The organism is Bradyrhizobium sp. BR13661 (assembly GCF_029892425.1).
In the GTDB taxonomy this organism is placed as follows: domain Bacteria; phylum Pseudomonadota; class Alphaproteobacteria; order Rhizobiales; family Xanthobacteraceae; genus Bradyrhizobium.
Window position 1 is genome coordinate 29,771 of sequence record NZ_JARXWB010000037.1, and the last position, 26,197, is coordinate 55,967.

A 26,197-nucleotide genomic window follows, 5' to 3' on the forward strand; every position below is an offset into this window, starting at 1 on the left:
CCTTGTCATACCCCGTTGGGCATTTCACATTCATTGTGATTAAGGCACCAACGGTCAGCAGATACGAGCAGGCGTTTTCCAGGCCTCGTGACTTCGCAGCATGCTACTTCTACAAGAATAACAGCCTTGCTACTTAAGAACGCGATGAAGATTGCAAGTGCAACAGTGTGACGCAGTCCTGCCAGAATAGCTGCCTAACGCGCGCAGCATTTTGCGCGGTGTACAGATCAATACAACTTGTCTTTGGAAAGATTGAGTCTCGTTAATTTAATGATCTAAGTTGAACTGCGCTTTCCTCGCGGTATCAAGAAGAACTTTTTTGAGCAAGAAAGTTCGTGGGTAAATTACTGGGTGCACTCTGCCTTTCAACAATTCGCGACAGCTGCGAGACTAATATTGAGCCCCTAATTTTTGTGCATCTTGATGCTAAAATGAGCTGGCCTATACGTCATGAAGTGTCGTTTCAGGCCATCCACCTGCAGCAGCTGTCGTCCGTAGAGCGGCGGCAGCTGCTCGCTTTTTTTGCCAGATCGTTGTGCGTCCCTCGCTCTGTGAGCGATGCTACCGCGTGGGAGCGCGGGGAGGCATCGGTGCCGCTGCAAAATTCAGCGATACGGTATATCGAGCGTTGTACGAAGCAAGGTGGTTGCGCCCAACGCGAGCGATTACAAAATAGCAGCTGACAAAACGGACAGCGTGCCCTCGCTCAAATGAACTCTGCCCACCTGACAAAAGTTGCTACCTGGAACTCCTGCGACAGCGAGCAATTTGCTTGCGCCCGCGTCGATGTTGCGATTGAATGTTAGCGCAATTAACGAAATCGTTTCCTTTCGCGTTCCCGTTCTGACTTTTTTCCTAGGGGGGACATCGTGATTGATTTGGAGCTTAAACTGGCTCGATTTGAAGAGCTTGCTGGCGAATGTGAACTTATTGCAAAGCTGGCCACCGACAACAAGAAACGCGAGTTGTTCTTGCGCGTCGGAGGTCACTATCGAGACTTAGCGACGGATTTAAAGACAGCAATAAATCGCATGCCAAAGGCGACCGTGAGAGGCTTGTCAGCTTAGTACGCAGCGCTCTCGGCGCGGCTACTTGTATCAGGCCTTGCAATGCCTTTCTCATGAATAATTTCAAGTCGAACCGCAGTTGGACCGCAGAGGATGACGCACTGAGCGCGGTGATGATTTTCAGTAAGCCCATTCCGGAAATAGTCGCCGAGCTTTCTCGGACAGAGAACGCGATAAACGCCAGCTCTATCAGGTCGGCTTCTCTGTCGCTCGCTTCGGCTCCCGTCGTCCGCCTAGCCGAAAAATCGGCTCTTCGCGATAGCGACTTCATCCTCACGGCACAAACGGCGTAGGATTGAATTGTTCACGGCAGCGAATTCGGCAAATATTGCGTCCTGGCGGTAGAGCTCGGCTTGACGTCACGAACACGGATTTCGGGCAGCACCCGACCCTTTGGTCCATTGGCGCCCTTCCAGAATGGCCGCAAAAGGCGACGACTAACGAATTGGCGTTCAGAACTCGCGCTGAAGCCAAGAACGGGCATCCGATATACCCCAGCGTCCGGGCAAACGTGACAGCTTCGTCGGCTCTTTTTCCATCAGGCTGGAGAAGGACTTTGATGAACTTGTCGGCATTCAAACACGTTGCGATCGGACACATTCCTCAAGCCGGACAACAGCAACGGCAACTAGTTCACGCTGCGGCTTAACGGTGTAGCCGCAGGACAGCTCAAAAAACGGCTTAAATGTGGCCGCGCCGATACAGTTACGCCGAGTGCGCGGGCACGTAAGCAGCGATTGAGATCAATATTTAAAAGTCTGCTCGCACCCTACGAGGACTCTCACTTAGCTTATCAGAGTTTGACGGTATACCGGCTCACAAATTTCGCAATTCATGTGATTTGGTCGCATTCGGCGAAGCAAGATCTTTAAGATTGCTTAAGAAATTTCCGGTATCGATGTTGCAGGAGCAAGGGCAATTGGATGTCAGCCTGGAGCATCGTAGCGATTGGTTGGGTCGGATCGAACGCGCTCCTATTTGGGGCGCTTTTGGCCCGCCGCTCTAATCCGAGTTTTCGGGCGAAACTCTTTCGGTGGGTCTTGCGCGATCGTCGCCCCCTTCGCAATCGCACCCAAACGTTCCGCGTGTGAACTCTGCGCACCGGGACGTATCATTACTTTGAACCGTCCTCATCCCGACCGCTAAGCGCAAGTTCACGAAGCGCTCCAGCAATGGTTGGACGCCGCTCTGTCTTAAGGCAATTTTCGAGGTGTTCGATTGGAATGGGTTCTTCTGATTTCCCTCGAATGGATAGTGCTAGGGAGCCCGGGTATGCCTAATACCACACTTGTGGCGCCTTTTGATTCCGAAGAGCTTTGTAAAAAGGCCGCAGTTGCGATCAAAGCGGAGATGGACACTTCGGTTCCTGGCCAACGAGCGCAGGTGCTTAGCCGCGTTGTTTGCATCCAAAGAAAAGATCGATGACGCCGCACGAGCTTTTCCGGGCTACGTGTACATTAGGCCAGAGCAGCAACAGATCGAGCGTCTCGCCCGCGGGTCGCTCAGCTGAAAACCGAACGAGACATCCGAAAAGGTAGAGACCACGATCCTCCTGGCGGCTGCGCGACCATTGCGGAGACGAGATTTCCTGCAGATCTCGACCGCGGTCGATTAGCAGGGCCACACCACTCGCGAGATCGCCGGCAGCCTGCGGCAGGCCGCCTCCGGCATTCGCGATGTGATTGACAATATCGCGAACGTCAGCAAGGCCTCCGACGAGGCCGGCGTAGCAGCCTCGAAGGTGCACCACGCCGCCACTGGACTGTCCTCGCAGTCTGAGCGTTTCAAGGCCGAGATGGATGGCTTTCTGGGTCGCTGCGGACGGCGTAAGCTGTCACAAACGCGCTGCTGCCTCCCCCTCACTGCCTGCGGCTGCTCGATTCACACATCGCGGAGACCCAAACGACCCAGCCCGCTATCCATCCCGGACATCGCTCAGTCCCGCGAATCACAATCAACCCACGGAATCAGCGATCAATTCCTCGGCAATATGTGTGAATTTTACAGCCGTAAGAACGGGGCGAGGGAGCAGACCCTCTCTGCGGCCAAACCTCAGATCTTCTGATTGTACTCGCCGACCTCGGGATGGGTGCGCAGCACGCTGTTCACCATCTCGAACATGTCGTGCATGCGCTGCTCGGAGACCGGGCTCTCGACCACGACCACGAGCTCGGGTTTGTTCGAGGACGCCCGCACCAGGCCCCAGCTGCCGTCCTCGACGGTCACGCGCACGCCATTGACGGTGACGAGATCGCGGATCGACTGGCCGCCAATCTTGGCGCCGTTCGCCTGCAAGGCTTCGAAGTGCTTCACGACCTGGTCGATGACGCCGTACTTCACCTCATCGGCGCAATGCGGCGACATGGTCGGCGACGACCAGGTTTTTGGCAGCGCGTTCTTCAAGTCAGCCATCGACTTGCCCGGCGCGCGGTCGAGCATGTCGCAGATCGCGAGCGCCGAGACCAGGCCATCGTCATAGCCGCGGCCATACGGCTTGTTGAAGAAGAAGTGGCCGGACTTCTCGAAGCCTGCGAGCGCGCCCGTCTCGTTGGTGCGACGCTTCATGTAGGAATGGCCGGTCTTCCAATAGGCGGTCCTGGCGCCCCGCTTCTGAAGCACCGGATCGGTGATGAACAGGCCGGTCGACTTCACGTCGACGATGAACTGCGCGTCCTTGTGGATCGCCGACATGTCGCGCGCGAGCATCACGCCGACCTTGTCGGCGAAAATCTCCTCGCCGGTGTTGTCGACGACGCCGCAGCGATCGCCGTCACCGTCGAAGCCGAGGCCGACATCCGCCTTGTGATGCAGCACCGCGTCGCGGATCGCGTGCAGCATCTCCATGTCCTCAGGATTCGGATTGTATTTGGGGAAGGTGTGATCGAGCTCGGTGTCGAGCGGGATCACTTCGCAGCCGATCGCCTCCAGCACCTGCGGCGCGAAGGCGCCGGCCGTGCCGTTGCCGCAGGCCGCGACGACCTTGAGCTTGCGCTTGAGCTTCGGACGGTTGGTGAGGTCGGCGATGTAGCGCGCCGGATAATTCTCGTGGAACTGGTAGGAGCCGCCGGCCTTATTCTTGAAATCCGCGTTGAGCACGATTTCCTTCAGCCGCGTCATCTCGTCGGGGCCGAAGGTCAGCGGGCGGTTGGCACCCATCTTCACGCCAGTCCAGCCATTGTCGTTGTGCGAGGCGGTCACCATCGCGACAGCGGGCACGTCGAGATCGAACTGGGCGAAATAGGCCATCGGCGTCACCGCGAGCCCAATGTCATGCACCTTGCATCCCGCAGCCATCAGGCCCGAGATCAGCGCATATTTGATCGAGGCCGAATAGCCGCGGAAATCATGGCCGGTGACGATCTCCTGGCTGACGCCGAGTTCCGCAATCAGCGCGCCCAGTCCCATCCCGAGCGCCTGCACGCCCATGAGGTTGATTTCCTTCTGGAACAGCCAGCGCGCGTCGTATTCGCGAAAACCTGTCGGCTTCACCATCGGCTCGGATTCGAAGGCGTAGGTGTTGGGCAAAAGCGCGGATTTCGGCTTGGGAAACATTGAAGCGGTCCCGTGAAAATAGCGTGAATTGATACAGTCTCTAGCGAATGACGGATCGCAACAGAGCGCAGAAATGAGTTGCAAGGCCGTAAATTGCACTGGCTCATAATTGCTAACATTACTCTCGCCGCCACTCAACCGCATCCAGCAATCCATCGCAGCCAGAACGCTGCCTCTCGCAAATTTTGATTGATCCGATTGATCTGAAGTGTCGGACGTTGGCGAACGGATCTCCTCGCGGTGGACCTAACTGGACCTGCGATCCGTTTCCGTTACGCTCGCGCGTTCAGAAGGACATTGTCGAGCGTTGCGCGGCATCCGCCGTGTTACTCGAGTGCTTGGTCTTAGATAGCGTCTACGTAGGCTTCAATTACAGTGTCGCCGACGACAATCGTGGGGATTTTACGCACAGAAGTTCGTATTATGGCTGCCGAACGACACTTAGTGGTGGGTGAGTCTTGCCGGATTGGGCCGGCGGCCCGTTAGTCTCGGCAGAAGAGCAAACCATCGCGGCGAACGCAAAAAACATCAAACCGAGGTCGGTCGAGGCTCCCGAAACCGTCTCGGAAATGAGCCATGCGATACAGGCTGATTGAGCCGCCTGACGCCCCGCCTCATCGCAGAAGCGGCGGCTCTTTCCAGTCGAAAATATGCCGCTAAAAAACAGACCAAACAAAATTACTCCAATAACGCCGAGATTGGCCAGCACGGCGACAGGAAAACTGGATGCTCTTACGCTACCATTTCCGGCGCCCAAGTAGCTGGTATCCATAAAGACCTGCCAAGCCTGTGCATTCCAAGACGAGCGCTCAATCCCAGAGTCGGAAGACAGCTTGTTAAAAATAATCTGATCGCCAATACTTTGTATGTACGCCGAGGTGTCCGCGTTCAACGCTAGGGCTACCCCGACGATGGGCACGATTAGCGGAACTGCAATTAGAAAAATGGTAGCTTCAATAGTCGCACTGCTACGAAGTGTCCTGATCATAGTCTCTACATAAGCGAATGCGAAAAACGCTGCAAAACCGACATAGGCAGTCGTGGAAGTCGAAAATACCAACGCGAGTAGAGACAGCAATGAAAGCGTGAGTGACAATTTGCGTCGCACGCCGAGTAGCCAAAGCTTACTCGTGTACGCGAAAAAGCCTAAAGTGACGAACCCGAAAACGGAGGCTTCGTTGAATGACCCAATTATTCTTTTGAACCCGGCAACCTGATCATCATTCAGAATTCTGTAGCTCGCGTTCCGGATAAAGGCGAGCAATTCGGTAGTTCCTGTTGCGTAGGTAGCAAGGTCCAAAACCGCAAAGACAAGATTCAAGATAACGCACATCAGCGCCGCCGACCGTAGCTGCTGTTGCCGAATAGGATCAGATCCAAATCCATAAAACAAAAAGAAGCATACGAAGTCGGCTCCCAAATAGACGGTCTGGGTCAGATTTGATGCCGCGGGATAAAGTAGAATACTTCCAGCATCTTTGGAGAAGCGAATCGGAAAAACGTAAGTTTGCCCGGCAAAAAGTCGAGGGAAAAAAAATGCGGAAAGGCCAGCAAAAATCGCAAGCAGCAAAAGCCAAAAACCGGGAAGCCCGATTCTTATTCCGAGCAGAGATTTTTTCCTAATGGATTGCACGCTCAGAAGCTTCAAGCATGTAAAACCCAGCAAGAGTTGAGCCGGTGAAAGGCTGCTGCCCCCTAAGGAGTCGAGTACAAAGGCAGCCGCCGAGCCCAACAGTGTGCTCGCGAAGAACACATAGACGATAAACGAAGGTGGGCAAAACAGCGACGCTACCCCCACAATCAATGAGAGAAGGCCAATAATCTCAACTGTCATTTGATAAGCTCGTCCCGACCTTACTCGTCAACAACGACCATGAAGGATCAAATCCAATTTCCTTCCACCGGGCACGTCTAGCTCATCTTCGAAAATATCGAAATCGATAATCTGACAACCGGGATTGGAAGCTAACCGCGAGGACTAGAATGCCCCGAAATTTGCGCCTGCCGCCGGGACCACTCTCAGCAGGTAGAGATCTCTAGCACCTTCGCTTCCATCCATGATAGGTAACTGGCATCCTTCGCGGGCAGCTTAAAGTGAAAATCAAGGAGCTTTGAGATTCAGTATTAACCTGCAGTCGCCTAAAGGGAAGCAACTTTGGCATTTGCCAAGCGTGGCGCTCAGGGTAGAGTATTTATGTTTTCTGTGGGAATTGAAATATATGATGAGACCTAAAATCAAATTGATGACTGAGCGGCAATGGTAACGTGCGGTCGCCCCCTTTGCAGCCAGTTTGGACGAGACCTTTTGTCCGCATGGAAGCGATAGCTTAGGGGCTCGTCGGCACATGCAGCATACCAAACACTTTCCCGCGCTGGATGGATTGCGAGGAATAGCAGCTTTTTGCGTTTTCCTCGGCCATCTGGAGCTTGGCAAATATCTCCACCCGCCTCATTTCGAGCTTGCCGTCGACTTTTTCTTCTTGCTTAGCGGCTTTGTCGTCGCGCATGCCTACGAAGAGAAACTAAAATGCGGGATGTCGTTTTCCACGTTCGCGCAAATCCGGCTCGTTCGACTATATCCGCTAATACTGCTAGGATTGTCCGTTGGTGCTATTATTCTGTCCACTCGCGCGCTGTTGGGCCATGACCTCTCTTTCATTCTCAGGGGATCCCTAGCATGGCTCCTTGCGCTCGTGATGATTCCTACACCGCTGCTTGAATACACGGTAGGCGAAGCGGCGTTTCCTTTTAATGTTCCGTCCTGGTCTTTAAGTGCCGAGCTTATTAGTAATGCATTTTATGCCTTATTTGTCAGGCATTTGACCGACAGGGTACTCGCATTCGTCGTCGCCGGCAGCGCTATCTTAGTGTTAATTTTCGGCGTGGATGGGGGGCCGACTTTCAGCACGACCCACATCGGATTTGTGCGCGTCATGTTTTCTTTTCCAGCCGGCATTGCTTTGTATCGGCTGTTTCGAATGGGGTGGCTGGAATATTTCAAAGCCCCATTTCTAGTCATCGTTGCCCTACTTCTCGTCACGTTCTGTTTGCCACGTGGTCAGCTCTCTTGGCTCGTTGACGACGTGTCGGTGTTGGTCACATTCCCAGTCATTGTTGCTGCTGGAGCCAACATCCCGATGTCAGGGGCCCGCAAACGCATTTCGCTATTTTTGGGTCAATTATCTTATCCACTGTATATCTTGCATCACCCTTTGATAAAGCCTTTCGCGAATGTGACGCGGGTTTACCAACTGACTGGATCGCTTTTCGTGTGTTGGACGGTATTGGAAATTGTTACGATCGTAAGCTTCTCATTGGCTGCGATGAAATTTTATGATGAACCTTTGCGGAAAATTCTTAGCCGACAGCTGCTTCGGAGGGATGACCAAGTTGTCCACGCCTCCTAGCGTTGGGTTGTTTTTGAAAAGCATTGCCACCTTGCGCCAGCAGGATTCAAGCCGGCGATTGCTCTGACTATGGCGGGGCATAAACAAGAGAGCGTCCTATCTTTTTAAGCTTCCCCAGAGCCGGTCACGACTGCTGTTGAAGCAAGCGACTGGACCTACTGTACTTTCGGAATGCAGGTCGGTCGCGTGTCTGACCGCAGGGTCGCTGACACCTACAAACGGACGCTAGATCGCGCGGGTCACTCGGCGTGATGCGAATGTCGCCGGCCATTTTCGCTGCCCTGTTCGAAGAGCTGGATTGGGAGATTGGTCCACCCGGAAGAAGCACGGTGCGCGCAGCAGCGGAACAACCGCGGCAGAATGACTCGGCAACTATTTCGATCGTTGATCGTAACGCGTGTGGCGTAACCGTTCGGCGCAGGCCGCAGCCTCACTGCCTGAGCAGTTCAGGGGTTTCTTTGTAGAACTTCACGAGCTCGCTCAGTGTCGATTCCGAACTCGGCGGCGCCAGGGTGCTCTTTCTCCGACACCATAGACCGCATGAGGCCACCTTCGATCTCCATCTCGCTGGCGATGCCCATAGCCAATCTTCATCTTCGCCGAGGTCTTTGGCGAGCTTGGCCAGGGTGGTAACGTGATGGACCTTGTTGAGGTGGGTGCTCATGCCGCTCGAGCAGGGATCGCTGACGCCGGCGTCCAATTCCAGGGCAGGAGTTCGTCCAGTCGATGAGCTGGGTGGGCGGCGATGCGGGCAAGGATATCCGTGAGCCTGGCCCATGGATCGACGCCATTCATTTTGGCCATGATGATCAAACTAGACATGGAAGCCGTCCGCCGCGATCAGAGCCACTGAACAACCAGGAGTTTCGCCAAGAGCGATGCCTCGCAAGCCCCGTTCGGCGGCATTATTGGAGAAACACACGCGTCCGTCTTCCAGGCACAGCGGGAAGCTCGCCCATCGTCTCAGGATGTAGTTGAACGCCTTAGCCGATGCGGCGAGCTGGGAACTATCTCCGTCGCGTGCTAATTGTGCGGAAGCTTCTTGGTATAATCAAGCTCGTCGTTCGCGCTGATGACGTGCCGCGTAGGTCGCCGACCGCCTTGCGCCGTCGTTGCAAGCGAGGAGCCGCTTTGGATCGAACGTTCGCTCCAACGCAATAAACGTGTCGCACTTGATAGACCTCGGACTACAGCTAGACGTTCGAGAACTAGTTGATAAGTTGTCGACGAATTAGGTGGCTGCCTGCTTCGCGGTCTGTTCCAGGCAGTTTCTTCTTCGTGGGATTCCCTTTCTGCATGTTCTTTTGCTTCCCGTCTTTGCGCTGCGCTTGGTAAGCCAGCGACCGATCGCCGTTTTGTTTTCGCGCCCTGCCAACAGTCTTGTGGTCGACGCCGATTTCAGCCGCGATCGCGGGATCGGACTTCCGCAAGTTGGCTGCGACGGCGACTGCCGCCCGCAGCGTAGCCGTCGCGCCGCGGCAGCGCTCTAGCGCTTGCTCTTCGACAGGTGCTCCGCGATGCTCTGAGCGCGTCGCTCCTTAGCCTCGGTACCGAGGCGAGCAACGGTCGTGACTACTGCGGCCAGCAGCGCGACCCAGACACAGACGCCAAAAACGAGTAACGCAAGCTTGCGCACGTCAGCCTCGCAGCGGGAACGGACCGCCGCGCCGAATATCTTGGCGCGACGGCTTCGCCTTGGGGTAAGCCCCGGCGGGGGCAATTTCCGGTGGTCAAAACGTATAGTGCTCTGCGAAGGCAGCAAGCTTGCGTTGGAATTAGGCTTGATGTCCGCGTGAGAAGTTAATCCTGGAACCACACGAGCGAGATGCGGCCGCCTTCCGTGCGCAAGCCGACGCGCGCCGGATAGAGAAGCACATCAGATGCTGTGCGGAACAGAGAGCCGGTCAGCGCGTTCGAGCTTCAGCTTGTCTAAACATAATGCCACGTCTTGCCGAATGGCTGCGACCGGCAGATCGTGCGATCTTAGCGGGCATATTCGTGCAGCGGCAGAGCGTAAGTCCTTCCGGCGCTCGTGGAGCGCGGCAAACCGGCAGAAGGACCTGCCAAATGCCGGAGGAACGCTCTCGTCAACGAGCCGACTCGGCTTGAGCCCAACCGTTCGCGGCTGATTACGGGTAGATGGACGCCGGGAAAATTGGGTTTCAGCTTGGGTGTCGCCACGAGCGTATGGCATCAATCGCGTGCGCGACCAACACCGCTACACTTATCGCAATGAAGAGCACCGCAAGCCAGGTGAGCATGCTCCACCTCCAAATTCGGAAGTGAACGCGCGGCACCTGCACAGTCAAAGCTATCCTGACTGAAGCTTCGATTCGGTGTCAGCATGAGGATTTGCGGCAACACGCGAATGCGCGCTTCAGCGGCAAAACGTCATGAAAAGCAGTGCGCCGACCACAATGGCCGCGAGAAGTAGTAACAACATACTGCGACCCCCGACTCATTTGAATATTACAGCGCATTTCGCCGTTTTTGACCCGGACTACTGCCTTTTCCCCAGCCGGGAAGCCGCTTTCTCGCAATTTCGGTCCTTGCAACGCGGCTCTCTGCCGATCGGCACCTAAAAAACTGTTTGTTACTCGCCAGCTTCACGACTGAGTACCAGTGCAACAATCGCCCGCGCGATCTGTCGGAAGTCCGCTGGGATGTGATTTAGTAGAGGGAGCAGTCCGTACGCCCTGATCGTACTGCTCCCGCGTTTGACGGGCGGATTCTTAAGAGGACACAAATTTGGACAATTGAACCTGCTGTCGGACTCTCGGTCCGTGCACGGCAGCGGAAACACACATGCATGCGCTTGCGTATATTTCGCCCATAAGTGGAAGCTGCTTAGTCGCTGTATCGCTGGGACCGCAAATTGCTCGGTGCAAGGACCAGGATGCCATATCACCTTGCCCGCTTTAGATCGGAACTCTCGGCCCGTGCGCCTTGTCTAATCTAGCGAGCCCGACCTGTCGAATGATGTCCGCCGAGAATTGCTCTTTCGTTCAGTGGCGCGTCTTTATCCCTTGCCTGCTGCCTTAGTGGGCGCGCCAGCTATTAGGTCCGCCTACTAGACGCGGGAGCTGCCTCGCTGGCGTCCGGTCTCGATCAATGCGTGCACAAATTCGCGATCCTTAGATGGATGAATGCTACCAACTATGAGTTGGTAAATCCGATGACGGAAATGGGGCGATCGCCGCCATAGCAACCAAACAGGGAGCGCCAAGTTCGCAAGGATCCAACTCAATAAGATTTGCTCTTGGATCGTCATCGACAATTCCTCTAGACCGCGGACAACGCCTTGCTCGAATGAGCGGTTCCATAGGTGTGGAGCTGGCGCCAGCGCGATCGAGCGAAAAGCGGGAAGCTTCCCCGTAATAGGTGTTACTATACCTAACGCCGAGTTGGGGTGGCGTGCCATTCAGCAAGGCGGATCATGAAAGCGATCCGGCAAGACATTTCCCAAGCTTCCAATTCGCGATCGAAAGCGTGCTGGGGCTGAAGTTCGCTCCGACCCTCGTCGACGACGGCCTGCAGCCATTCAAGTGCTTGAAAATAGTCGGGACCCTTGCCCGATCGGCTTACCCGGAACAGCTTTGCTTCGAGGGCGCCACGCGCTTCCCCGGCGCTTCTCGCCCTCTCGAGGCGGTCCTGTGGTCGCGCAAACAGATGGTCGAACAGCTTCATCAGTGGCCACACCCTCGCGAAAGCGTACCCAAGCCGCTCTAGTTTTCAATGGCTGCGTGGGTCTAATGAGGACCTTCAGATCGCTAGGCCGAGCGCAATCAAACATGTCGGTCGCGTCGTCTTTGCCGGCAGAACGTCAGCGGCAAGTTGTGGTCATGATACGCTTGCAGCTAGCGCGGACCACAACCCCCGAGAAACTCGTTAGGAGCGACGTCTTAATTGGCTTACCTCGATCGGGCCGCCAAGACCGATTAATCCTGCGCCTAAAGAAGTTGGCCGGGGGTCCAATAGGTTTTTCTTGTCGGCGAGCTGGCCGGAAACTATTGTTGAACTGATCAATCGATAATGGGATTTTGGCTGTGGCTCTCGGTACAGTGAAATGGTTTAACGCAACGAAAGGTTTCGGTTTCATTCAGCCGCACGACGGCGGGCCGGATGTGTTCGTGCATATCTCAGCGGTTCAGGCGGCCGGCTACACCGGTCTCGTCGAAGGAGCTAAAGTAAGCTATGAGCTCATCACCGGTCGCAACGGCAAGTCATCGGCTGAGAACTTGCGGATCGGCTGATCGTGGGCCACCTCGCCAATCAAGAGAAGAACCTCCCACCATTGGCGTGGGAGCAGTGAGCAAATATCAACCGACAGTCACAGATGATCGCGCTTATCTCGATCGTGGCTGACATCTTTCAGCGATAGGAACTCGCCGGCATTTCAAGGTAAATCCGCGCGTCATCCGAAGATCGTTAGGCCGCAGCTGCAAAATATCCCGCAAGAGCAATACCGGCTGCAATCAACAGACGCGAAAGCGTTTGGCCATATCCATCTTATTGCATATATTGCGCTATGGCCCGCCAGATGCCGATGAGTCGAGATAATTCATTGGCCGCGACATCAGTTCAAGTCGGTACGTTTGGCACGCCGTGATTTGCACGAATGCGTTTGCTGTCAACGAATGTGCAGCAGACGGGTCTTTTCAGAATCTTTGATGCGCAAGTCGATCCGGATTAAACCTACGATCGCTTGTTATGCAAACTGAACGCCCAGCATCTTGCCGCGGCGCCACATGACATTGCAGCGCCGGCGAGCCCCGCCCTCGACGAATGCTAATTCGAATTTGGTGGGTAAGTCCGTGGTCATCACCGCGAACAGTTTAGCGCCGGTCTCTGACAAATCCATCACTCTGCACTCCCGATCATTCCCGCCAACCACAACAATCCATGCGGACTGATGGCGGCTGCGTCGGGCCTCTTTTCTAGGGGAGCGAACAGACGGCTTGTGCATAAAGGCACAGTTTAGAGCCCATTTGTTAAAAGACGCTTAGTTTCGCAGCTCCTTGAAAGTCGCGGCGCGCATCGGACCAATCGGTAAGCATCGCTAATTTGATTAAGTCTCGTACCTGACCATTGGATCTGAATGCCGGCAAAAGGTGTCCTTGCGTTGTTTTCGAGCCTAGCTGGATCATAGGATCACAGGCGTTTGCGCGCATTTGAAACGACCTGTGCGGTCCACGTCACTGCTATCGAACGTGGATCGGGCTCACATGCTTGCTTTCATTGCCACGAGACCGCGTCCCCGACACGCTGGCTCCGCGCAGCACCGCGGGCTAGGCCCCCACAATTCGCTGGCTCGAGGGCATGCGCCTTCTGCTCACTGCAATGAAGCCGTGCCTCAAAATTCAACTTGACCAGCACAAACGACAATGTTGCACTGCACTATGTTGCATCGCGTCAACCGTGTCGAGGTTGTCATGAATGAAATTGTTGATCGAGTTTTGCAAAACTATCAGCTCAATAACCCACTAGACGCTGCGAGCGTGGTCGAATCGAGAGAGAAAGTTTCCCAGTATGTCGCAAAGCTTGCGTCGGCAGGGCAGAATGATCGTCGTCGGCTCATCGTTTTTGCGAGGGCTTATTTGAAAGAGCTACATCAGGGGCCGGATCGACGGTTTACCGGCTGTTGAAGGAGTTCGGCTTCGCCGGCGGCTTGTCCCGTTCACCCAAACCTCCGTTCGGCGCGTTAGAATTAGGTCAGTCGTATTAACTTAGCGGTGCTGTGGCATTGTTTCGCGCGAGTGAAACGTCGCATTCTCAGACGTTCGCTCGGCGTTGTAGGATCAACGATTATTGGCGATGGTAGGTTTGGATTGCCGCCGCAAATGCCGGACCCTGCTTTGTCAGTTGTGATTGAACGTTGTTCAAGGAGCTAGCCATGCGCGTTCATGCTTCAATCGGATTAGGCGCTTGTTTGATTGCTTTGAATGTTGGTGCGGCCTTCGGGCAGGGCAGCGGTCCGGGAGTCAATGCTGAGACGCCTGGTGCAGCTACAGGGTCCTCGCCGATGACGAATCAAGCTCCGCCGCCCATGGCGCCCTTGGGTGTTCAAGGGGTAGCTGCAGAACCCGCTCCCTCGCCAAACGGACTGGCGAAGCCGACTGCCGATGGTATCGGGACCATAATTGTACCAGCACGTCCCTGCGGCGTCGCGGCTCATGAAACTGACGGGACAACTACCTGCGTGGGAATCTACCGTCGGTAGCCTCGCCAGCTGAAGGTCCCCATAGGCCGAAAGCGTCGGTCACGCTTGCTTGCGCTGTCACAACGGCTCTAACCGGTCAGCGGCTACCGGCCGCGACCTGTGATTCAAGCACTATTTGGCCCAATTTTGCGAAGCAGCATCCGGCAAGGCTTCCCGCTACCTTCATCGCCGCATCGACAAGGTGACCGTGTCGCTCCGGAGTTAGATGTTGCAGACCCTCAAGTCCCAATGCCGCAATAGCGATAAGAACTACGACCTTGATGAAATGTTGAGGGTAAGCCAAAACAAATAGCGCTCCTAGGAGAGCGTAGGCTGCAAAGCGATCAAATCCTGCAGAACCCGTTTCTGGACGAAGCCCGAGCGGCGACAATGTCACAAAACAGACAAAGCCAAACGTTGACCACGCACACAATATGAAGAGCTTACGAACCATTGCATCCACGATAGTGTCGGCCGTTGCGTTGCGCAAGTTCGCATTTGTTGCGTTCTTACGCGCGCGACGACAAATGCGAACGCGCTAGACTGCTCGGGATTTCAAAAGGATTTGCTTCGGCCGCTTGCGTTACCAGTGGAGCGACATTCTAGCGCAGCACATGACGCGATGCTTTTGCGAGGATCGACCAAGCATCGAGCATCACGCATCTATCAAAGAAAGTCGTACTGGAGTTGCGGTCAGCGCAGGATTTGGCTCGGCACATCTTCTGCCCGTGGTGTATTGATGCCAGGAGTTTAGCGCGATGATTGGAAAGGTTTTGGCTGCTGTAGTCGGCCTGATGGCTTCAGTAGGACTTGCGTTTGCAGCAGCACGGGGCTTCGACGACGAGACGGCATGTGCGGCAACAGCATTTAAGCAATACCTTACATCGAGTGAGAAATTTAAGCACAATAAGAAGGTGAGCGATCAAATCGAACAACGTCGCTTACAGGAGAAGTTTTGTTTGCGTTTTGCGGAATGCGTTGTTCGCGGGAAAAAATCCAGAGAAGATTCCGAATTTTCTAATCAGTTTGCCGATTGCCTGAAAGAGGAGGCGGTTGAGCTCTATAAGCTGTTCCAGGAATAGTCTTGAGCGCTGATTGGGGCTGTGCTGCTTTGCCGTGCGAATCACTACAGAATGCCAAGGACGGAGGCTGACAAACGACACGCCGACAGCTAGCAAATGTAGGTTTGAGGATTCTAACAAGAACGAGCGCTGCAATTCGGAAACCCAACCGCTAGCGCATCGAGGATACGCAAGTCCAAGTCCAGCAACCGTTATTGCGCAGGAGAGGCACTCAAGCCCTGCTAAATTCGAGGCCACGCTGAGCGATGGTTCGGACAAGTGAGAAAATCGCGACAATCAAACACAGAGCGAGAGCCTGGCGTGGCCGCCCATATCTTTGTGGTGCCGAAGGCCAGACAAGATAACCCTGCAGCAAGATCGCGGCGGCTGCAGCCAGCACTTCGGGCTGTGTCATTTTCGTATGGTTGGCAATAACGATGGAAAGCGCATCAAGGTGAGCGCGGAATAAGCAGAACCCCGAGGGACTTCACAGATTGAGGTCGGCGCATAAGACAAGGTTTAACTCCCTATCCTGCACCGCAATGCGGGTTAAGCGCTCGTAGTCGTCGCGGTTTGAAAAGTTGCATCGCGGCAGCTTCTACAACTTTCAACCGCAGGCCGGCATAGTTTAGATTGCGAACATCCGTTCGCCCTCGATAGTCAAAAGCGTCAAGATTCCACTGGCATACGCGCCAGTATCAATATTTATGCGGTTTGCGCGAATATCCGGCTGCGCGACCGGTGTGTGACCGTGAACCACGTACTTACCGAAGTTCCGCTCGCTTTCCAAAAACTCGTCTCTGATCCAAAGCAGGTCTTCTTCACGCTGTTCCTGCAATGAAATTCCGGGCTTTACGCCGGCATGAGCAAAGAAAAAATCGCCGCACGTGAAACTTGGTTGTAGCTTGGCAAGTAAGCGATGATGGTCAGGCGGCATGCGAGCGTACAAATCTCTGACCAATTGGTCCCTTTCGTCTGGGCCAGGCCTCATCGACGGTGTCAGGCCATAGGAAAGCAATGTCTGGAATCCACCAAAATCTTTCCACGCTTCGATTCGGTTCGCGTCCTGCAAGACGTCTAACAAGAAGGCTTCATGGTTTCCCTTAAGAAAGATAGCCTCGTGTCGTCGGCTCCTCTCGACTAGAAGGTCTAGCGTTTCGGACGAGTTTGGGCCTCGATCGATATAGTCTCCCAAGAAGACATGCAACGCTCGCGCCGGTCCTGAGCGCCTTAGATGAAGATCTATGGCCGCAAATACGCCCCGGAGCAAATCGGCTCTGCCGTGGATATCGCCGATCGCATAAATTCGGATTCCGTCGGGCAGCCGTGGCTTGATACCGGATGCGGCCTTGATTTTGTGTCCTCTAGTTATAACCATAGATCGTTGTGCGCCAGTTCCTTATGGTCGATACGGCGGTCTGATAGTTAAGCTGGGCCGCAAGTTCAAGGCAATGCTCCGACTACGGCAAGATGACGCCTGCGCCGGAGCGTAGGCTGTCGGTGACGGCCGATCTTCATTTTGGCAGGTGAGCCAATGCTTGGTGCTCAGCCTGCGCGCGGAATGTGGCGATCCCTTCAAGGACCCGTTATTAGGCTAGCTTAGTGTCCGGGGGGCCGTCTTCAACTACAGCCGCTGTGGCAATAGCGCGACATATTTCCGTACCGACGAGTTGGCGCTCGGGCCTGTTCGCAGTTTTTCGTTCACATGCTGGCGAGCCAGCGCAGGCCGCTGTTCAGTAGCTCCGCTAATTTCTTTGCCTGGAACAACGAGCTAAGTGGGCGAGGGCATCACTGCAGACGACCTGCAGTCGGAAGGAGGCGAAATAAAAATTTTTGGTCGGGAACAACTTGATCTGAGGCGCAGTAGGAGGGTTAACAGCCTTAACGTGTAAAATCGAAGTTGAGGACCAAGCGAACAGCAGAACATCTTTTATCGAATCACACCGAGATTTCGATTGCCATAGTTCAGCTCGAGGCTAAAATTTGAACTAGTTCCGTCGGAATTGCTTAAATCGCGGCATTGGTATCAAAGTCGCGGGAGGCCGGAATTAACTATTGAACCTGCTGTTTTTGAATCGCTTATTCCCACGGGCGTGGTTTCGATGAACGATGTGCACTATTTCGCTCCGCACAATTTTTGAAGTTGCGTTGCACAGGTCTTAGGGTTAAAAAATAACCAAAGCAGCGTGCAACCTGTGAGGGTTGTGGCGGTCGAAGAATTTAAATGAGGTCGACTTGCATGAGGCCTTCACAATTGGATGTGCGCCGTCGTGAAGGCGCGTCGATGCTGTTTGCGGGACTTTCGTCGGGATTGATATTGATCGGAGGGGGGCGGTATGGCGCTTCTTGCTGATCGTCGTGCAGGTCAATCAATACGCTTTCCGGATCAAGCGCTGCCCTCGGCAGGCGACGTGACCGAGACGCAGGCGAGCGAAACCGTTCGGAATGTCGACACAGAACGAACGGTTTCTGAAGGTGGCTCCCGGCTTGGCGGTCAGCTTCGGGTTGCTAACGACGATTTTCAGTCGCGCCAATCAGTTCAAATTCCGTGCGGAGCGGTTGGCTTCATCTTTGCTGGAGCGGACGCGATTGCTATCGTCGCTGCAAGCTTGTTTGGAGCTGCCGGCTATCAACGGTTGCTTTTGGACGGACCGTTTAACCTGAATTTCCATGTTGGAGCGGGCCTTGCCGGAGCAACGCTCTATATCTTGATTGGGCGCTCATCAGGGTTTTATCAGGTAGACGCGCTTTTTTCGCTCAGACGCAATACGAGCGATATTATTTGGCACTGGTTCCTCACGAGCCTTCTGCTGGCGTTTCTCGCCTTCTTGTTCCGCATTGGCGTGGAGTTTTCGCGAGGCTCCATTCTATGTTTCGCGCTGCTCGCTTTGCCGCTCCTGTTTGGCTCGCGTGACTTGATGAAAACGGCGCTCATCGCAGCTGTTCGACGTCAGCGGGTTCAGGGACGGCGCGTTGTGACGGCGGGGCTGCGTAACGAGCTGCCGGCGGTTGATCCGCTTGATCTTCTTCGTCGCTTCGGTTTGACCGAGGTCGGCCGTGTTGAGCTTCCCAATAGTGGTAGTTGGTCTCTCGGCGGCAACCAAAGCGCTCTGACGTCCTTGGATCGCGTCCTGGATATTGCTCGGGAGCAGGGCGCTGAGGAGATTGTTTTGGCGGTGTCGTGGAACGACTCGCGAATAATCGATCTCATGCGAGATAGGTTTCGTAATTCTCCGCTGCCGGTTCAACTCCTTCCGGATCATCGAATCCGGCATCTGGTCAACAATCCCGCTTTCACGGTTCGGCGCTCCTTTGCCATCGAGGTGCAGCGCGCGCCCTTGTCGCGACTAGAGCAAGTTGCTAAGCGCGCTCTTGACATTGTCGGCGCGGGATTTGGGCTCATCATGCTGTCTCCGCTGATGCTGATGACGGCGCTTGCGATTAAGCTCGATACCAAAGGGCCTGTATTCTTTTTGCAGAAACGGACTGGTTTCAACTCGAAGCAATTTACGATTTTTAAGTTCCGAACCATGAGCGTCATGGAGGATGGCGCTAAGGTGGTGCAAGCGGAGCGCGACGACCCGCGTGTTAGCACCTTGGGTAGTATTTTGCGCGCAACGAGTATCGACGAGCTGCCACAGCTATTCAACGTGATGCTTGGCAACATGTCATTGGTCGGGCCTCGCCCACACGCAGTAGCGCATGATTCCTACTATGGCAGTCAACTTTCGGACTACGCGTTTCGCCACCATGTAAAGCCGGGCATTACGGGATGGGCACAAATTCATGGTTGCCGTGGTGGGACCGCTGAGGTCGAGTCGATGAAGAGGCGGCTTGATTTTGACCTGTGGTACATCAGCAATTGGAGTTTTGCGCTTGATCTTCAGATCCTCTTCCGGACGGTTACGGAAGTGGTGCGCCGCAGAAACGCCTATTAGCACCGACATTCTGGATCCCGATTACTTGCAAAGTTGGCGATTAACCCGTCGAAGTATTTCGGCGGGCAATAGTTTGCCGCTAACAACTCGCCTTGCGTCCAACCTTTGTCCGTCGATTCCGAACATTGGTGATAGGCATAAGCTTTCCGCTTGTCGGACCAATCAGACTTCTCGCATGTTCCCACCATGACAAGGTTGTGTCCTAATGAATTCTAAGCAACCCAACATTGATTGCATAAATCCGCTAGAAGTTGGAGCAGTCATCGCGACTTCCTGGGTTCAGACTTTTGGCCCAAGTCTTGCTGATTTGGAGAGATCACTAGGCAGTTCCAGCGCGTTTTCCATGGTCTCAGAAAAGCCAATAAGACCTTTCGGAATGTGGAAATGAAGATTGAGAAGTTAGAGATCGCTGATGTTCTGCTGCTCACGCCGAGCAAGCACGGTGATCGACGTGGCTTCTTCTCGGAAACATTCCGCGCAGACATCTTTGCCGATTGGGTAGGTCAGACCATCTTTGTGCAGGACAATCATGCCTTTTCAGCGCAGAGAGGCGTTCTTCGAGGTCTACACTTCCAAATCGCACCGCGGGCACAGGGAAAGCTTGTGAGATGCTCACGCGGGGCGATCCTGGACGTGGGCGTCGATATCAGGGTCGGCTCCCCAACCTACGGTCGACATGTTGCGGTCGAACTATCTGCAGCTAATTGGCATCAGCTTTGGATTCCGCCGGGCTTTGCGCACGGATATTTGACGCTCGAGGATGATTGCGAGGTCATTTATAAGGTGACCGACTATTATGCGCCTGAGTGCGATCGTGGGATCGCTTGGGACGACCCCGAGCTGGCGATCGATTGGCGAGTGTCAGCCGATGACGTAATCCTGTCCGACAAGGATGGTAAGCATCCGAGGCTCGCTGGAGCGGGTCCGTTTTTTGAATTTGGTCGGTGAGGAGAATCCAGAGATGCGAGTTCTAGTCACGGGCGGCGCCGGGTTTATAGGTTCGGCGGTGTGCCGTCACTTCATACTTGAGCTCGGTCACAAGGTGACGGTCGTCGATAAATTGACTTACGCGGGCAATCTGGCCTCGCTGGCGCCGGTTGCTAGCCGCCCTCAATTCGCTTTCGAGAAAGAGGACATCTGCGACGCTGATGCGGTTGGTGCCATTTTTGCCAAGCACCAGCCAGACGCTATCGTTCATCTTGCCGCCGAAAGCCATGTCGACCGCTCAATCTCCGGATCCGACGTCTTTGTCCGGACCAATGTGCTTGGTACCTTCACGTTGCTGGAAGCTGCGCGTAAATACATGGCATCGAGCAAGAGGGCGACGGACGATTTTCGTTTCGTTCACGTCTCGACCGACGAGGTCTATGGGTCTCTAGGCGAGCAGGGGCTATTTACGGAAACGACATCCTACGATCCGAGCTCGCCATATTCGGCGACGAAGGCTGCTTCCGACCATCTCGCCAAAGCATGGCAACGAACCTATGGGTTGCCGGTGATGGTTTCAAACTGTTCTAACAATTACGGCCCCTACCATTTCCCGGAAAAGTTAATCCCGCTGATGATACTGAATGCTTTGGATCGCAAGCGGTTACCGGTTTATGGCGATGGGTCGAATATCCGTGACTGGCTTTTTGTAGAAGATCACGCGCGTGCGTTGGGCATCATTCTCGCGAAAGGCAAGCCAGGACACACATACAACGTTGGCGGTCGGAACGAGCGGGCCAATATTGATGTTGTTCGCCAAATCTGCTCATGGATGGACCGCCTTCGCCCGTCAGACAAATCCTGCCATGAGCTTATCGAATTTGTGGCCGACCGGCCGGGTCACGATCAGCGTTACGCGATCGATGCGACCAAACTCGAGACTGATCTAGGGTGGCGCGCGCTCGAAACGTTCGAGACCGGTATTGAGAAGACGGTGCGCTGGTATCTTGACCGCCGCGACTGGTGGGCCCCGTTGCGCGACAAAGTCTATGGAGGTGAGCGGCTCGGGCTGGTGAAGGCTTGAGGGCGTATCATGCGTCTCTATGTCATCGGGTCGAACGGGCAGGTTGCCAGGTCACTGCGGGAGGTCGCTGAGGCTCAAAGCGACGTCGTCTGCGGCTTTGCTCAGCGGCCTGAAGTTGACTTACTGCGTCCGGCCTCCATCGAACGGGCGTTGGCAGAATTCCGTCCCGACATTGTTGTCAATCCCGCCGCCTATACGGCGGTCGATCGAGCCGAATCGGAGCCAGAATTGGCATTCGCCCTCAACCGCGACGGAGCTGGAGCGGTGGCAGCGGCCGCCGCAAAGCATGATGCTCCCATCATCCATTTGTCGACCGACTATGTCTTCGATGGAAAGAAGGAGGGGGCGTATGTTGAAGACGACCCCCTCAATCCGCAAAGCATCTATGGGCGGTCAAAGCGAGACGGCGAGCTGGCGGTCGCTGCGGCGAATCCCCGACACATCATTCTGAGAACCTCGTGGGTGTATGCACCATTTGGCGTGAATTTCACGAGGACGATGCTCCGTCTCGCGGCCGAACGGGACAGCTTGCGTGTCGTCGATGATCAGATTGGCTGTCCAACCTATGCGCCGGACATTGCCGCTGCCATTTTTGCTGTAGCGAGAAGGGCCCTTGGCGAGGGGTGGCAAGCCAAATACGGCGGCGTTACACACATGGCCGGCCCAGACGCGGTCACGTGGTTCAAATTTGCCGAGCTTATCGTCGCGGGGGCTGCGCTTCGAGGAGGGCGTTCGGTTCCGGTCAGTCCAATCTCCACGGCGGAATATCCGACGCCGGCGGTTCGGCCAGCTAATTCGCATCTATCCAGTGCGAAGCTGGCATCGGTTTTCGATTTACGCTTGCCGCCGCTATCAAATTCGTTGGCGAGCTGTCTCGATCGTCTGCTCAAGACTTGAGGGGAGAGTGACTTTGAAAGGCATCATTCTGGCTGGCGGAAGCGGCACACGGCTTTATCCGATGACGTTGGTTACTTCTAAGCAGCTGCTGCCGGTCTATGACAAGCCGATGATCTACTACCCGTTGACCACGCTGATGTTGGCGGGGATCCGGGACATTCTGGTTATTTCGACACCGCAAGATTTGCCGCTGTTTCAGGCGCTGCTGGGCGACGGCAACCGCTGGGGAATCTCCTTATCCTACGCCGTGCAGCCAAAGCCGGAGGGATTGGCCCAGGCTTTCATCATAGGCGCGCCGTTCGTCGAAGGCGGGCCTTCCGCACTCGTTCTCGGCGACAATATTTTTTACGGGCACGGCCTGCCGGAGCTGCTAGGCAATGCGGTCAAGCGCACGTCCGGGGCTACAGTCTTTGCCTATCATGTTGCTGATCCCGAGCGTTACGGCGTGGTCGGGTTCAACCAGGATGGTATTGCGACATCGATTGAGGAAAAGCCTTTGCAGCCAAAATCGAATTTTGCGGTGACCGGGCTTTACTTCTATGATCAGCACGTTTCGGAGATTGCTGCAGGAATCAAGCCCTCGGCGCGCGGCGAGCTAGAAATTACTGACCTCAACCGGGTCTATCTCGAACGGGGGCAGTTGGCGGTCGAACTGATGGGACGCGGCTTTGCGTGGCTCGATACCGGCACTCCCGATAGTCTGATTGAAGCAGCCGACTTTGTAGCAACGCTTGAGCGCCGACAAGGATTTCGGATCGCCTGTCCGGAGGAGATCGCCTTTAACCAAGGTTACATCGACCGTGGTCAGCTGGAAAAACTGGGCGTAGCGCTGGGGAAGAGTTCCTACGGTCGCTATATATCCGATCTTGCTAGATCGGGTTGAGTATCTTCGAGGAGTTTTTTCGGAGCGAGAATTGATGGCCGCTAAACGAGCACATAAGCGACGCGGTTCGAAGCGTCGCGGAAAAGTGAGAGCCTTGCAGGTTCGGGCCTATTGGCTAAGAGAACGGGCGGTGACAGCGGGCATGGCGGGAATTTTGAACTCTCGCGGCGGGCGGGCTCGGTCTGGCTTCGACGTTGGGCTCCCTCCGCCGCTGGGCGGCGAAACCGATTATCTCGAGCTGCTGAGAGGGTAGCTCAGTAGACAAAGCCGACCGGACGCGCGCCCCCAAATCGCGCCGTAGCGGGCGGCGGCTTTGCGGTGGTCACCGGCAGTTCTCCGGTAGGATCGGGTTTCGACACGCCAATGCGAACGAGGAACCACCGATGACCACACGTTGAACCTGCGCACGCTCATGCAGAAGACCCCTGATGCCGATCTGTTGCGCGAGATGATCGGCTTTGCGGCCCAGCGCCTGATGGAGCTGGAGGTCGAACGCCAAACCGGAGGTGCCTATGGCGATAAGACCCCCAAGCGTCTGGTCCAGCGCAATGGCTACCGCGACCGGACCTGGGAGACCCGCGCCGGCACGGTCTATTAGAGATCTAATTTAGCTGCGCATCCCAGAGCTGCGCAAGGGATCGTACTTCCCCGGCTCCCTGGAGCCGTGCCGGATGGCCGAGAAGGCGCTCACGGCCATGGTGTGGGAAGCCTATGTGCAGGGCGTCTTGACCCGCTCGGTCGACGACCTGGTCCAGTGGCATGAGCGGCATCTCCAAGAGCCAGGTCCCGCGGCTGTGCGCGGAGATCGATGACAAGGTGAAGGCGTTCCTCGCTCACCCGATCGAGGGCGATTGGCCCTATCTGTGGATCGACGCTATCTTCGTGAAGGTGCGCCAGCAGGGGCGCATCGTGTCGGTCGCGGTGATCGTCGCGGTCGGCGTCAACAGCGACGGCCGGCGCGGGGTTCTCGGCATGGATATCGGCCCCTCAGAGGCCGAGACATTCTGGACGGCGTTCCTGCGCAAGCTCGCCCGCCGCGGCTTGCGCGGCGTCAAGCTGGTCGTCTCCGACGCCCCCGAGGGCATCAAGGCGACCGTCGCCAAGGTGCTCAACGCCAGTTGGCAACGTCGCCGCGTGCACTTCATGCGCAACGCGCTGGCCCATGCCGGCAAAAAGGGGACGGTGTGTCGTCTCCGCCTTCCTCGCCACTGCGTTGCCCGGGTCGATGCCGAGGCCGCACGAGCGCAATGGCGGAAGGTCGCCGATCAGCTCCGTCCCAAGCTACCCTAGCTCGCCGGCTTCCTCGACGATGCCGAGACCGACGTGCTGGCCTATATGACGTTCCCGCCGCGGCGACGCACCAAGCCGCACTCGACCAACCAGATCGAGCGCCTCAACGGCGAGATCAAGCCCAGGACCAAGGTCGTCGGCATCTTCCCCGATGAGCGAGCCATTGTCCGTCTCATCGGCGCGATCCTGCTCGAACAGAACGATGAAAGGGCCGTCCAGCGGGCCCGCTACATGACGCTGGAAACCAGCGCGCCGTTGAGCGATGATCCAACCGTCAGCCTTCAGCCTATCGCAAGCTGATCAGCCCGGCCTATGCCGGCGAACGCGGTAAGCAGCCGCCAGCCATATCACGCTAGGAGCACGATCTTTGTCATAAAATTGGCGGCGCGGCAAAAAAAATAATCGTTGTGTTCATAGCCCATTCCAGATCGGCTGCTCTCGAGGTTATCTTCAATCGAAAGTAATCGTACCCTAGAATGGTTCGCTCAGTAATTTTGGCGGTCACTTTGAGCCTATCCTCGCAGAGTAGTGAGACGAAACCAATTGCGGGCGTCTCTTCCAGTTTCGGCATCCTGTTGATTCTCATTGCTGGGGCGCCAGTCCTCGCTATGAGCAATGGTGGGGTAGGCCCGCACCTCTTTATGCTGCTCGTCGCTCTTATGATGGTCGGTCTGCCGCAGGCACCTCGAGAAGAAGTGCGGCGGGCTTTTTCAATTTTCCAGGGCATTGCGTTTGCGGCGGCATTTCCGCTCTTTTGGGTGCTTTTGCAGGTCTTACCACTTTCGATCGATGGCGTAGAACAGCCGATTTGGCGTGATGCCGCTGCGGCCCTCGGAGAGCCTTTGGCCGGCCATATCACCATCGATTTAGGGACGAGTGTTCGTTCGTTATTTGGTTACGTAACATTGCTTTGCCTCTGCTTCGCAACTGCTGTCCTTTCGCAGAATCGGGATCGGGCAAAGACAGTGTTGTTCGCATTATGCGCAATAACGTCATTCACAGCGATCGAGTTTGCCTTATTTCCGAATCTTGCCTCAATTAGGCCGAGCGATGTCTATTCCGACCCGCTGGTTGCCTTCGTGGCGCTCGGCTCAATTTTGAATGCGGTATTTGTCATTCGCATCGTTGAGCGCCACCGGACGCGACGCCCCCGTCAGGATTTGCGCCTGTATGTTGCGAAGCTGCTCGCAGGCACCGCAGGCGTCAGCATCTGCGTAGCTTCTCTAATCTTCGCGGCCGCGCTGAATATCTTATTTGCAGTGGGCTTTGGCTTCGCTACAGTCGCCGTCTTTATTTCGATCCATAGGCTTGGCCTTCAGCGCTGGACGGCGGTCGTCGTGGGGATCGGCGTATTGACAATCTGCCTTGGCGTAATCGCGGTGCGCTTCGAGTCTTCTCCGGCCATCAATCCGGTTGTTCGTTTCGCCGGCGTCGATCTTGCTAAGGCCAGTGCTACTGCTCGCATGTTATCCGACGCAACCTGGTTCGGATCAGGAGTGGGAAGCTTTCCAGCGTTGTCGCTAGTTTATCGCGACATTGATGGATTGCCTCATTCCAGCGCTCTCAATACCATTGTGTCGGGATTGCTGGGTTGGGGAATTTTAGGGTTTCTGTTTGCATCAATTTGTCTGGTATGGCTCTTTGTCGTTCTCTTCCGAGGGGCGATAACCCGACGTCGGGACGCGTTTTATGCTGTCGGCGCGGCCGCCTGCCTCGTCACCGGTTTTAGTGAAGCCTTTTGCGATGCAAGCTTTACCGATCCCTCTGTTCAAATGCTCTTGGCTATTATCCTTGGCCTGGGGCTCGCGCAGACTGTTAGCCACCAGGCCAAATAAAGACTGAGCGATTGCAAGCTGATGACTATTCGAAATTTAGTTGATTGGTCCTGGCTT

At 55.5% G+C, this 26,197-nt stretch carries 17 protein-coding genes and 2 pseudogenes; 12 read left to right on the forward strand and 7 right to left on the reverse strand.

Features of this window, described 5'->3' with window-relative positions:
* The first annotated feature begins 869 nt into the window (after window positions 1-869).
* Window positions 870-1,067 carry a hypothetical protein gene (locus M2427_RS36775; RefSeq protein WP_280711693.1) on the forward strand — a complete coding sequence of 66 codons (198 nt, stop codon included), beginning with the start codon at window positions 870-872 and terminating at the stop codon, window positions 1,065-1,067.
* A gap of 2,052 nt (window positions 1,068-3,119) precedes the next feature.
* Here the strand turns inward: M2427_RS36775 and M2427_RS36780 are convergent.
* On the reverse strand, window positions 3,120-4,619 hold the full coding sequence (locus tag M2427_RS36780) for a phosphomannomutase/phosphoglucomutase (RefSeq protein WP_280711694.1): 1,500 nt from the start codon (window positions 4,617-4,619) through the stop codon (window positions 3,120-3,122).
* 421 nt (window positions 4,620-5,040) lie between these two features.
* Window positions 5,041-6,453 (reverse strand): hypothetical protein, encoded by a 1,413-nt coding sequence (locus M2427_RS36785; RefSeq protein WP_280711695.1) that lies wholly within the window; start codon window positions 6,451-6,453, stop codon window positions 5,041-5,043.
* Window positions 6,454-6,964: 511 nt separating this feature from the next.
* Here M2427_RS36785 and M2427_RS36790 point away from each other — a divergent pair.
* Window positions 6,965-8,026 (forward strand): acyltransferase, encoded by a 1,062-nt coding sequence (locus M2427_RS36790; RefSeq protein WP_280711696.1) that lies wholly within the window; start codon window positions 6,965-6,967, stop codon window positions 8,024-8,026.
* Between the two features lie 660 nt (window positions 8,027-8,686).
* Here M2427_RS36790 and M2427_RS36795 read toward each other — a convergent pair.
* Window positions 8,687-9,014, reverse strand: a pseudogene (locus M2427_RS36795) (transposase domain-containing protein); the annotation flags it as partial.
* 2,405 nt (window positions 9,015-11,419) lie between these two features.
* A complete protein-coding gene (locus tag M2427_RS36800) occupies window positions 11,420-11,713 on the reverse strand; it encodes a hypothetical protein (protein ID WP_280711697.1) in 294 nt (97 codons plus the stop codon).
* Window positions 11,714-12,072: 359 nt separating this feature from the next.
* Between M2427_RS36800 and M2427_RS36805 the strand changes: the two genes are divergently transcribed.
* Window positions 12,073-12,279 carry a cold-shock protein gene (locus tag M2427_RS36805; protein ID WP_065724896.1) on the forward strand — a complete coding sequence of 69 codons (207 nt, stop codon included), beginning with the start codon at window positions 12,073-12,075 and terminating at the stop codon, window positions 12,277-12,279.
* Between the two features lie 455 nt (window positions 12,280-12,734).
* Here M2427_RS36805 and M2427_RS36810 read toward each other — a convergent pair whose 3' ends face one another.
* Window positions 12,735-12,992: a PilZ domain-containing protein gene (locus M2427_RS36810; RefSeq protein WP_280711698.1), complete on the reverse strand. Its 258-nt coding sequence runs from the start codon at window positions 12,990-12,992 to the stop codon at window positions 12,735-12,737.
* A 466-nt stretch (window positions 12,993-13,458) separates the two neighbouring features.
* Between M2427_RS36810 and M2427_RS36815 the strand changes: the two genes are divergently transcribed.
* Entirely contained in the window at window positions 13,459-13,671 is a 213-nt protein-coding gene (locus M2427_RS36815) for a hypothetical protein (RefSeq protein ID WP_280711699.1), read from the forward strand.
* A 651-nt stretch (window positions 13,672-14,322) separates the two neighbouring features.
* On the opposite strand, the gene M2427_RS36820 is transcribed toward M2427_RS36815, so the two are convergent.
* Entirely contained in the window at window positions 14,323-14,679 is a 357-nt protein-coding gene (locus M2427_RS36820; RefSeq protein WP_280711700.1) for a VanZ family protein, read from the reverse strand.
* A gap of 304 nt (window positions 14,680-14,983) precedes the next feature.
* Between M2427_RS36820 and M2427_RS36825 the strand changes: the two genes are divergently transcribed.
* Complete coding sequence (locus tag M2427_RS36825; RefSeq protein ID WP_280711701.1) at window positions 14,984-15,307, forward strand: hypothetical protein; 324 nt, start codon at window positions 14,984-14,986, stop codon at window positions 15,305-15,307.
* A 607-nt stretch (window positions 15,308-15,914) separates the two neighbouring features.
* Here the strand turns inward: M2427_RS36825 and M2427_RS36830 are convergent.
* Entirely contained in the window at window positions 15,915-16,664 is a 750-nt protein-coding gene (locus M2427_RS36830) for a metallophosphoesterase family protein (RefSeq protein ID WP_280711702.1), read from the reverse strand.
* A 958-nt stretch (window positions 16,665-17,622) separates the two neighbouring features.
* On the opposite strand from M2427_RS36830, the gene M2427_RS36835 reads away from it, so the two are divergent.
* The 7 genes and pseudogenes from M2427_RS36835 to M2427_RS36865 all read left to right on the forward strand — a co-directional run bounded on the left by M2427_RS36835 (window position 17,623) and on the right by M2427_RS36865 (window position 26,140).
* Window positions 17,623-19,224, forward strand: a complete 1,602-nt coding sequence (locus M2427_RS36835; protein WP_280711703.1) for an undecaprenyl-phosphate glucose phosphotransferase — start codon at window positions 17,623-17,625, stop codon at window positions 19,222-19,224.
* A gap of 384 nt (window positions 19,225-19,608) precedes the next feature.
* Window positions 19,609-20,172 carry a dTDP-4-dehydrorhamnose 3,5-epimerase gene (gene rfbC / locus M2427_RS36840; protein WP_280711704.1) on the forward strand — a complete coding sequence of 188 codons (564 nt, stop codon included), beginning with the start codon at window positions 19,609-19,611 and terminating at the stop codon, window positions 20,170-20,172.
* A 13-nt stretch (window positions 20,173-20,185) separates the two neighbouring features.
* Window positions 20,186-21,235, forward strand: a complete 1,050-nt coding sequence (gene rfbB / locus M2427_RS36845; RefSeq protein ID WP_280711705.1) for a dTDP-glucose 4,6-dehydratase — start codon at window positions 20,186-20,188, stop codon at window positions 21,233-21,235.
* A gap of 9 nt (window positions 21,236-21,244) precedes the next feature.
* Window positions 21,245-22,132, forward strand: a complete 888-nt coding sequence (gene rfbD, locus M2427_RS36850; protein ID WP_280711706.1) for a dTDP-4-dehydrorhamnose reductase — start codon at window positions 21,245-21,247, stop codon at window positions 22,130-22,132.
* Window positions 22,133-22,145: 13 nt separating this feature from the next.
* A complete protein-coding gene (rfbA, locus tag M2427_RS36855; protein WP_280711707.1) occupies window positions 22,146-23,015 on the forward strand; it encodes a glucose-1-phosphate thymidylyltransferase RfbA in 870 nt (289 codons plus the stop codon).
* Between the two features lie 412 nt (window positions 23,016-23,427).
* Window positions 23,428-24,605: pseudogene (locus M2427_RS36860) on the forward strand (IS256 family transposase).
* A gap of 176 nt (window positions 24,606-24,781) precedes the next feature.
* A complete protein-coding gene (locus M2427_RS36865; protein WP_280711708.1) occupies window positions 24,782-26,140 on the forward strand; it encodes a hypothetical protein in 1,359 nt (452 codons plus the stop codon).
* The last annotated feature ends 57 nt before the right edge of the window (window positions 26,141-26,197 follow it).